The organism is Vibrio albus (assembly GCF_003144035.1).
GTDB lineage: Bacteria > Pseudomonadota > Gammaproteobacteria > Enterobacterales > Vibrionaceae > Vibrio > Vibrio albus.
The window spans coordinates 92,848-102,808 of record NZ_QFWT01000007.1; the positions used below are offsets into that span (position 1 = coordinate 92,848).

At 47.3% G+C, this 9,961-nt stretch carries 6 protein-coding genes and 2 pseudogenes; 6 read left to right on the forward strand and 2 right to left on the reverse strand.

Annotated features, from left to right (window positions below):
* Positions 1 to 81 precede the first annotated feature (81 nt).
* From DI392_RS13330 to DI392_RS13350, 4 genes are all read left to right on the forward strand, one after another.
* A complete protein-coding gene (locus DI392_RS13330; protein WP_004364974.1) occupies positions 82 to 978 on the forward strand; it encodes a cation efflux transmembrane domain-containing protein in 897 nt (298 codons plus the stop codon).
* Positions 979 to 981: 3 nt separating this feature from the next.
* Positions 982 to 1,494 (forward strand): signal peptidase II, encoded by a 513-nt coding sequence (lspA, locus tag DI392_RS13335; RefSeq protein ID WP_027013448.1) that lies wholly within the window; start codon positions 982 to 984, stop codon positions 1,492 to 1,494.
* 21 nt (positions 1,495 to 1,515) lie between these two features.
* On the forward strand, positions 1,516 to 2,805 hold the full coding sequence (locus tag DI392_RS13340; RefSeq protein ID WP_004574636.1) for an ISL3-like element ISPpu12 family transposase: 1,290 nt from the start codon (positions 1,516 to 1,518) through the stop codon (positions 2,803 to 2,805).
* Positions 2,806 to 2,896: 91 nt separating this feature from the next.
* Positions 2,897 to 3,928 (forward strand): IS630 family transposase, encoded by a 1,032-nt coding sequence (locus DI392_RS13350; RefSeq protein WP_102595949.1) that lies wholly within the window; start codon positions 2,897 to 2,899, stop codon positions 3,926 to 3,928.
* A gap of 81 nt (positions 3,929 to 4,009) precedes the next feature.
* Here DI392_RS13350 and DI392_RS13355 read toward each other — a convergent pair whose 3' ends face one another.
* Positions 4,010 to 4,459: a DUF1440 domain-containing protein gene (locus DI392_RS13355; RefSeq protein ID WP_245228366.1), complete on the reverse strand. Its 450-nt coding sequence runs from the start codon at positions 4,457 to 4,459 to the stop codon at positions 4,010 to 4,012.
* Positions 4,460 to 4,471: 12 nt separating this feature from the next.
* Positions 4,472 to 4,753: pseudogene (locus DI392_RS13360) on the reverse strand (recombinase family protein); the annotation flags it as partial.
* Positions 4,754 to 5,784: 1,031 nt separating this feature from the next.
* On the opposite strand from DI392_RS13360, the pseudogene DI392_RS19690 reads away from it, so the two are divergent.
* Together DI392_RS19690 and DI392_RS13380 are read left to right on the forward strand one after the other, a co-directional pair.
* Positions 5,785 to 8,057: pseudogene (locus DI392_RS19690) on the forward strand (EAL domain-containing protein).
* Positions 8,058 to 8,091: 34 nt separating this feature from the next.
* Complete coding sequence (locus DI392_RS13380) at positions 8,092 to 9,636, forward strand: methyl-accepting chemotaxis protein (protein ID WP_109320308.1); 1,545 nt, start codon at positions 8,092 to 8,094, stop codon at positions 9,634 to 9,636.
* The last annotated feature ends 325 nt before the right edge of the window (positions 9,637 to 9,961 follow it).

Sequence of the window (9,961 nt, forward strand, 5' to 3'; positions counted from 1 at the left end):
ACGGATTCTTTACTCTATTGACCTTATAGTAGCTTTATAGTTTAAAATGGTACCACAACATTGTTCAAGTGGAGTCGTATCATGAGCAAATCCTGTGGTGGCGCCTGTGGCGGTGATGCAACGTCCGCAGCGGATACCGATATACAGGCCTCCTCCGAGGCGCCAGGGAGATGGGTCAGTGTTTATGCCGTGCCGAAGATGGACTGTCCATCAGAAGAACGAATGATTCGCCTAGCCCTGAACGGCTTTGAGGAGATTCGGGCGCTGTCCTTCGACTTGTCGAACCGCCGGCTGAAGGTCGTGCATGACGGCGAGGTCGAGCCCGTCACCTCGAAACTGAAGACCTTGGGGCTAGGCGCCTCGCTTCAGGAAACCGTCGCTGCAAATCCGGAGACCATCAAAGCCGCCGAGTTTTCGGCAGCTTCTGCTAAGCAAGAATCCGGGACCCTGCGCTGGTTGCTCGGCATCAATGCACTTCTGTTCGTGGTGGAAATGACTGCCGGTCTGATCGCCCGGTCCACCGGCCTGATTGGAGAATCCCTGGACAATTTTGCCGATGCGGCGGTGTACGGGCTTGCCCTTTATGCGGTTGGACATAGCGTGAAAATGCAGGTACGTGCCGCGCATCTTGCTGGTGTACTGCAACTGATCTTGGCTGTGGGCGTGCTCGTAGAGGTGGTGAGACGCTTTGTATTCGGTAGTGAGCCTGAATCGCTGGTGATGATGGCTATCGCATTCGTCGCATTGATTGCCAATACCAGTTGTCTGCTGCTCATATCCAAACATCGGGAAGGTGGGGCGCACATGAAGGCAAGCTGGATATTCTCGGCCAACGACGTGGTGATCAACCTGGGGGTCATCACCGCCGGCGCCCTGGTCGCGTGGACCGGTTCCAATTATCCGGATCTGATTATCGGCACCATCGCGGGGGGCATTGTACTTAACGGTGCCAGACGCATTTTGGCGTTGAAGGGTTAAATAATGCTCATTATTGGCAAAAAGCTCTCGCCGTATGCCCTATTGTCCATATCGGGCCTGCTGGCAGCGTCTGATCAGGCTGTAAAGTGGCTGGTGCAGCAATCAATGGCCTATGGCGAGTATGTTTCGGTGACCCCGTTCTTTAACTGGGTGCACCTATGGAACACCGGTGCCGCATTCAGTCTTTTTGCGAATGGTGGAGGCTGGCAGCGCTACTTTTTTATCGGAATCACGGTAGTGGTCTCGATTTTTCTGATCAAGCTGATCCTTGAAAATCGTCATAAAGGAGAAGCCATCGCTTACAGTCTTATCCTCGGTGGCGCCATGGGTAACCTGATTGACCGGGTCTTTCGCGGCTATGTTGTGGATTCCTTTGATTTCTATTGGCGAGACTGGCATTGGCCGGCCTTCAACCTGGCTGATATTGCAATTGTCCTCGGTGCCTTACTTTTCGTTTCCAGCAGCTTGTTGGGTAAAAAAGCAAACACCAATGCCGAGTCGGATGGATCTGACTGACACCTACGCCTATACAACACCATGACCGAACTTCCCGACAACATCCTTCACCTGCCGCAATACCAAGTACTGGGCTGCAAATCAACCGACGACGAAATGCACTTCCAGGTGGACGTGCCCGATCCCATCGCCTGCGAGGAATGCGGCGTGCAGGGTGAGTTCGTACGGTTCGGCAAGCGTGACGTTCCCTATCGTGATCTGCCCATCCACGGCAAACGGGTCACTCTCTGGGTGGTCCGCCGCCGATACACCTGCCGGGCCTGCAAGACAACATTCAGGCCCCAGCTACCGGAGATGGTGGACGGATTCCGTATGACACTGCGGCTGCATGAGTACGTGGAGAAGGAATCCTTCAACCACCCCTACACCTTTGTGGCGGCACAGACCGGCCTGGACGAGAAGACGGTGCGCGACATCTTCAACGCCCGCGCCGAGTTCCTGGGGCGCTGGCACCGCTTCGAGACGCCCCGCATCCTGGGCATTGACGAGCTATACCTGAACAAGCGCTACCGCTGCATTCTGACCAACATTGAGGAGCGAACCCTGCTCGACCTGCTGGCCACCCGCCGCCAGGACGTGGTGACCAACTACCTGATGAAGCTGAAAGACCGGCAGAAGGTCGAGATCGTCAGCATGGACATGTGGAACCCCTACCGGGCAGCGGTCAAGGCTGTGCTGCCCCAGGCCCGTATCGTGGTCGATAAGTTCCATGTGGTGCGCATGGCCAACGATGCCCTAGAGAGAGTGCGCAAGGGCCTCAGAAAGGAGCTGAAACCGTCCCAGAGCCGGACTCTCAAGGGAGACCGGAAAATCCTGCTGAAACGCGCTCACGAAGTCTCAGACCGGGAGCGCCTCATCATGGAGACCTGGACAGGCGCGTTCCCGCAACTGCTGGCCGCCTACGAGCACAAGGAGCGCTTCTACGGCATCTGGGACGCCACCACACGGCTCCAGGCAGAAGCCGCCCTGGACGAGTGGATAGCCACCATCCCGAAGGGCCAAAAGGAAGTCTGGAGCGATCTGGTCAGGGCAGTGGGAAACTGGCGCGAAGAGACCATGACCTACTTCGAGACGGACATGCCCGTCACCAACGCTTACACGGAGTCCATCAACCGACTGGCCAAGGACAAGAACCGTGAAGGGCGCGGTTACTCCTTCGAGGTGATGCGGGCACGAATGCTCTACACCACGAAGCACAAGAAGAAGGCACCGACTGCGAAGGTCTCTCCTTTCTACAAGAAAACCATCGGTTACGGACTGCCGGACTTCGCAGAGGAACTCAACTACGGAGTCGATCTATCAACCATCTGAGGGTGGTATCAGATTGATGGGGTGAAGGTGACCCATCAACCATTAAATCCGTATACCCATTTTTTTTAGAATCAGGATCATGCTACGAACCATGAAAATTACACTGACTCCTCAACAGAAACTGCAACTCGAACAAATGCACGATATTGAACGTGATAGTCGAGTTTGCGACCGTATTAAGGCTGTTTTGCTGGCTTCTGAAGGCTGGAGTCAGACCATGATTTCACAAGCTCTTCGGATTCATGAATCCACCGTTGCACGTCACCTTAGCGACTACGTTCTTTCTGAAAAACTTAAGCCTGAAAATGGCGGAAGTCAAAGCAAGCTTTCTGCAACTCAAACCATGCACCTAATCGAGCATTTGACTGAGAGAACCTATCCTCATACTCATCAAATTGTCGCCTACGTTAAAGAGACTTTTGGACTTGATTACACTGTCTCTGGTATGAACAAATGGCTTCACCATAACGGTTTTAGCTACAAGCAACCGAAAGGCGTTCCACATAAGTTTGATGAAGCAAAACAACAAGCTTTCATAGATGCTTACGAAGCGCTAAAGGCAAGTTGTGACGAGGATGAATCGATAGTCTTTATCGATGCTGTTCACCCAACCCTATCAACAAAAATATCTCATGGCTGGATACGAACTGGTCAAGATAAAGTGATTGAAACAACGGGAAATCGCAGTCGATTGAACATTCTTGGCGCACTGAACCTGTCAGATATCGGAGCTACTATTATTGATGATTATGAGAGCATTAACAGTGAAACGATAGTTCGCTTTTTCTGTAAGTTAAGAGAGAGTTATCCGTTAGCTCATAAGCTTCATATCATTTTAGATGGTGCGGGATATCACCGTAGTGACTTGGTCAGAGATGCGGCATTTGTCCTTAATATCGAGCTGCATTATCTTCCACCTTACAGCCCAAACCTCAATCCAATAGAGCGGCTTTGGAAAGTAATGAATGAGAAGTCGAGGAACAACGTTTACTTCAAAAGTAAACGGGACTTCAAGGCAGCAATAGACCAATTTTTTACTGTGACTCTTCCAGAGATCGCAGGCTCTTTGGCATCTCGAATTAATGATAATTTTCAGGTTCTCAAGCCTGCATCTTCAAGTTGATTCGGTATACACTATCTTCTCGTAAGCTCACCTTATGTCGGTATTCTTAGCTTAACGCGACTTCTGGATCCGGCTCTTTGGTCATTTTTCACGCAGATAACCACGAATCATTTCAATAGACCAGAACCATACAATATGACCAAAGATCTCTGAAATGTACTCGCTTGCAGGAAGGTGAGACCAAGTCGGAGTCAGCCCTAGCCACACAAAAACCGTACCATGCGTACAAACAGTGACGATCAAACCCGCCATTACACCTTGCCACATTTTTACTTTTGGAAAAATTTCATCGATCACACAGTAGCCGATGGCAAAAGTCAGAGAAAAAATGATATGAGTAACCATTACTGGGTTGATGATATGTTCAGCAAAAGTATAGACCGTTTGTGTTGGATCAATACCAAGATAATCTCTTAAGAAAATATAAGGAGGGTTAAATTCAGCACGACCATCGCTAATGGTTCTCGGTGGTAATGGGACTTCTGCCCCCCACTTAACAAAGGGGTCTGAAGCCCAATGGAACGAAAACATACGCTAAGCTTCTTACCCCGCTGAACGCTCACTTGCCAACTTTTTAGCAACCCGTATTACTGTACGACCTGAAACATTGGTAAGTTTGGTGGTATCACTGATACTCAGCTTGTTGACTACTCGTAGCTGATAGATTTTTTCGTGTAGTTCTGAATCGGCTTGCCGCCCTCTGTGTTTCCCTTCCTCTTTGGCTTTCTTTATTCCTTCAGCCTGACGGCGGCGGCGATCTTGGTAATCTTTTCTCGCGATAGCAGCTAGCATATCCATCATCATGCTATTTATAGATTTGATCATGGGGTTTTGCGCCCATTTCAGCGAAAAGTCCAATGTGAGCCCTCAGCCTTTTATTTATAAGGGCTGAGGGCTACGGCATATTTTCTTTCTTAGCCCTATAAAATACGAACATATGACAAAATCGCTTGGTGTTCACAAGATTTCTGAACCATTTTTAAGAAGGTTTTGGACATTTTCGAGTTACGGTAACGGGCTGATTTCTACCCTTCGGATAACTTCTGGCATCCTAAAACGTCAAAGACCACCGTTGTCGGCGATGGTCGGCGTGACAGGAAATGGACAATTCCTTGCACCAGAGAACTGTGTTACCAGATTTACTTTATTCAGGATTCTCGACAAAGTATGCAGAATCCTGAACACCCATAATGGGGTTGTCCCATACAGCCTTAATCTAATAACCCTTATAAAAACCGTACTTTCTTCTAATGTGTAACTGTTATGGGGCTGTGCAAGGCCTCTTCGCCAGAATACTGGGTATAGCTCGAAGTTTTCACGGTCGATGAAAGTTGATAATACAGATAGCTAAGATAGAATCGGTCTGTATAAAAATGGAGCATTTTTTCTTACCTAGAACTAGGCAATTCGCTTTGTCGCTGACGATTCTGTTAGAAGAATATAATAAAAAGCCATTGCCAAAAAGGACTTACAATAGAGGCCAAACGTTGTTCTCAATCTAGAATTATTTGGTCTAGCGCCGTAACTATCAGGTATTATCATTACCTGAACAAACCAGTAAAAAAAATCGGTTACTCGAAAGAGAAGTCAACCTGTTGCAGTCTATCCTCAAATAAAGGCTTAACGCGATTTTTTACATTCATAATTAGGGTAAACTAATCATAGAAATACAAACAATAATGGAATAAAAACGTAGTGAGAAGTTGGCAACCTCTGAGAAAACAAAGGAATGAGGCAGTGATAGCTGGAATAGAATGGCTTTCGGGGAAGGTTATCACCCATCATGAGCCTATAAGTGTTAGCAAAAGAGGCGTGATGATATGACAAATCTTCATACCAGACAGCACCATATCGATATGTTCCCTTGGAATGACAGTTTCAACACAGGTATAGACGAAATTGACCAGCAGCACAAACAGTTGGTTTTCCTGCTTAATCAAGTTGCAAACCATATTATTTTTCAGCAGGAAGAGCCTCCTTTACGCAGCATTATTGATGAACTGGTTGATTACGCGGCCTACCATTTCCAGAGTGAAGAAAACCATTGGCTAGCGATATTGCCTGATGTCCATGAAACTGTCAGTCATAGAGATAGCCATAGTCGCTTTATTGAACGCATACAAGAGTTCAAATTGAAGTCAGACATTATACCAATAGAGCAGTGGCTGGAAGAGCTACTGTCTTTTTTAGCCAGTTTGCTGGCGGCTCATATTCTGGAAAGTGATAAGCACATGGCTTTGCTTGTAAATGCCGTCGAGTCTGGCATGTCTGTTGAGGAAGCTCGCCAGTGGACTGACGAGCAAATGCGGGACTCAACAAAAGCCATTATAAACATCATTATTGCTTCGTATAAAAACTTAAGTGCCAGCGCATTACGCCTGATGCGTGAACTTAAACACGGGAACCTCACCCAGACGAAACTCTCAAACAGCGAGCTTCGGTTACAACAGGCGATGGAATATGCCCAGATTGGCTACTGGTCACTCGGCTACAACAGTGAAGTGGCGGATTGGTCTCCCGAGATATTTAACCTGTTTGGCCTGCCAGAAGGCTCTGTCCCCAGCCCGGATTCGCTCTGTAGCATCATGCATAAGGATTACCATATCCCTTTCCTTAACTCTATGCAGGAGTGTTTCCAGACCGGAAAAGAGCATTATGTTGAATATCCTATAATCCGGCCAAGCGATGGGAAAGAGCGCTGGATAGAGTGCCGTGGTAGAGTAACCTATCATGACGATGGAACACCCGACAGGATAGCGGGCTTTGTTCAGGATATAACTCAGCGTAAGGACAGCGAAAAGCAAATCACAGAGTTCGCACATTATGATTCATTAACGGGGCTACCAAACCGACGGCGACTATTTGACAGGCTGCACCAGACTATTGCGGCTTGCAAATGCCGCAACCAGAACAATGCGTTATTATTTTTAGATATTGATAATTTTAAAAAGATAAATGACCAGCATGGGCATGAGTATGGAGACGCGCTTCTTAAGAACGTCGCCTTACGCATCAGACAGTGTATTCGCGATGGTGATACGTTAGCCCGTTTGTCGGGTGATGAATTCGTTGTCATTCTTCCCGGTCTGGATGCCAACTCTATGGATGCAGCCACTCAGGCTGAAGTTGTGGCGACAAAATTGTCGGACGTACTTGCTGAAACCTACCAGCTACAAAATATCCAGTATAAAAGTGGTGTAAGCATTGGTATTGCGCTCTTTTCTGATAGCAAGCAAACCGAATCAGAACTTTTAAAACAGGCCGATATGGCTATGTATAAGGCAAAACAATCGGGAAAAAACGCGGTTTGTTTCTTTGACCCACAAATGCAGAATGAAGTCATGGAGCACGCCCAGTTGGAGGATGACCTGCAAAAAGCGATTCAAGGGCAGGAATTTGTTCTCCACTATCAACCTCAGGTTAACCAGAAAAACCACGTGCGTGGGGCAGAAACATTGGTTCGCTGGCAACACACTGACAAAGGCTTGGTTGGGCCTGATAGGTTTATTTCTCTTGCAGAAAAAACCGGGCTCATCGTTCCCCTTGGTAACTGGGTACTCAAGTCAGCCTGTAAACAGTTGAGTTTATGGCAGGAGAGAGCAGAAACCCAACACCTGACACTTTCCGTCAATGTAAGTGCCAGACAGTTTCATGATCCGCAGTTCATACCTCTGGTTTGTCAGTTACTCGAAAAGTATCACCTGCCAAGAGGCAAGCTACGTTTAGAGCTCACAGAAACGATGATGGTCGATGATATGGATAAAACGATTTCATCCATGAACGTCCTCAGAAAAAAGGTGTGCACTTTGCTCTGGATGACTTTGGTACCGGATACTTATCACTTCGATATCTCAAAAGACTCCCCCTAAGCCAGCTAAAGATTGACCGCTCGTTTGTGGTTGATTTAGAGTCAGATGTCAATGACCAGTCTATCGTCAAAACGATTATATCAATGTCGGAGGCCCTAGGATTATACGCAATAGCGGAAGGCGTTGAGACTGAAAAACAGAGAGCGTTTCTGGAAAACGAAGGATGTAGAGTCTATCAGGGGTTCCTTTACAGCAAGCCCATACCGATTGAAGATTTTGAAGTATTTATAGACAAATATAACAGCCATGCTGTTCAATAATAACTAACAAACAATAAAGAAGTTGAGAAGTATTATGTCAGATGAAAGAGTTCGGTTTTCAGACAGTGATAGTCTGATATCTACCACGACCGCAGACAGTCACATTACATATTGTAACGAGGATTTTTGCCGCATTGCCGGATACGAAGAAGAGGAGTTACTCGGTAAGCCCCATAATGTCATTAGGCACAGTGATATGCCAAAACCCGCATTTGGTCAGCTCTGGGAGTATATTCAATCGGGTAAAAGCTGGATGGGGCTGGTAAAAAACAAATGTAAAGGCACTGGTCATTACTGGGTATCCGCCTTTGTTACCCCTATTATGGATAAAGACGGTAAAGTCTATGAATACCAGTCTGTCCGGACTCAACCAACCGATGAACAAATATCCAGAGCCTATTCACTTTATGCAAAACTTCGAAATGGCACCGTTTCCATAAGGCGTATTAAGTGGGTAAGCCTAAACTTTTGGCTGCTTATTACCCAATTAACAGCGCTTATGTTACTTGCCTTCGGTGTGTTGCCGCTATCAGCGGCACTGTGGATACTAATTCCACTTTGCACCATCCAAGCTGCCACATCATTCAGGCTCAAGCAGCGCCTTGCTTCTGTCAATAAACTTGCTAAATCACACTATGACAACCCACTCATGGAGCAGCCTTACACCGGGTATTGTGATGATATCTCCCGGATTGAACTGGCAATGATGATGAAACGGGCCGAGCTTCGGGCGGCTACCGCAAGGGCCAATGAAACGTCGGAGAGCCTGCTTCAGGCCGCAACTGAAGAAGTAGCGAACAGTCAGGCCATCGACAGAGAGCTGGGTGAGCAAGATACGGCTACTGATGCTATGGCCGTTTCCGCAGAAGAGATGCTGGCCTCCATTGATGAAGTTGCTAATCAGGCTAAGCAAAGCTCTGAGTTTGCCCAAAATGCTCAAATAAAAGCTGAGGAAGGAAGCCTGACGATTGATGAGGCTGTCGAAACGGTCCATGTGCTTAGCCAGCAGCTTGATAACTCTAAAACGGCACTTGAGCAGCTCTACGCAGATGTTGATGGTATTGAAACCATTCTGGAAATGATACAAGGCATTGCCGAGCAAACTAACCTGCTGGCACTCAATGCTGCAATAGAAGCCGCCAGAGCGGGAGAGCACGGTCGCGGATTTGCTGTTGTGGCTGATGAAGTTCGCGCTCTATCAGGAAAAACCAGCACCTCTGTCGATGATATTCGCTCGAAAATAGAAGTGCTTCAGGCAACCGTAAACAAGACAGGTAGCTTGATGGAAGAAGGTATAACCGCATCAGAGCTAAGCGTCACCAAGTCCCAGAAAAGTAAAGAGGCTTTTGAGGCGATTGTGAATGATTTGGGAGCCATTGGCGAACAAAGCACCAGTACCTCACAAGCCATTACTGAGCAGGTTCAGGTGACTCAGGGCATGACTGAGCATGTGCATCGAATGAAAGAAGCCATTCGCTTAACTAAATCCCTATCATCCACCTCCGTAGACCGCACAAACCTGTTGGTTGAACGCCTAGAAAGCCTGCAACGTCTGGTGAAACAGTTCAGTCAATCCTAAAGGAAAAAGGATAATATTGATTAGCCCTTCTCATTTGAGATAGGTCAATAAAAACATAAGCAAAATTATTGCTTGTCGCTAAGCAGAATATTCATGCAAGTTAGGGAGTATGAATGAATTGTGTAAACCTGAGAGTTTTTGGGAGTTTTCTATCACGGTCTCTCTGCTGCTAACCATGAGCAAAAGTATGGTGTTTTCAGTGGCGCGATTTGCTACTGAGTAATTGCGTTAACAAGAAAAGGGGCATTTTCGTGCCAGCTAAGAGCAAGCTGACACGTTGATGGACAATTATCAGTTAGAGTTAGGGATCTAAACTACAAGCATC

Excerpts from the sequence above, each read along its gene's own strand:
- DI392_RS13330 (WP_004364974.1), top strand. The coding sequence starts at position 82 with ATGAGCAAATCCTGTGGTGGCGCCTGTGGCGGTGATGCAACGTCCGCA.
- lspA (WP_027013448.1), top strand. The coding sequence starts at position 982 with ATGCTCATTATTGGCAAAAAGCTCTCGCCGTATGCCCTATTGTCCATA.
- DI392_RS13340 (WP_004574636.1), top strand. The coding sequence starts at position 1,516 with ATGACCGAACTTCCCGACAACATCCTTCACCTGCCGCAATACCAAGTA.
- DI392_RS13350 (WP_102595949.1), top strand. The coding sequence starts at position 2,897 with ATGAAAATTACACTGACTCCTCAACAGAAACTGCAACTCGAACAAATG.
- DI392_RS13355 (WP_245228366.1), bottom strand. The coding sequence starts at position 4,459 with ATGTTTTCGTTCCATTGGGCTTCAGACCCCTTTGTTAAGTGGGGGGCA.
- DI392_RS13380 (WP_109320308.1), top strand. The coding sequence starts at position 8,092 with ATGTCAGATGAAAGAGTTCGGTTTTCAGACAGTGATAGTCTGATATCT.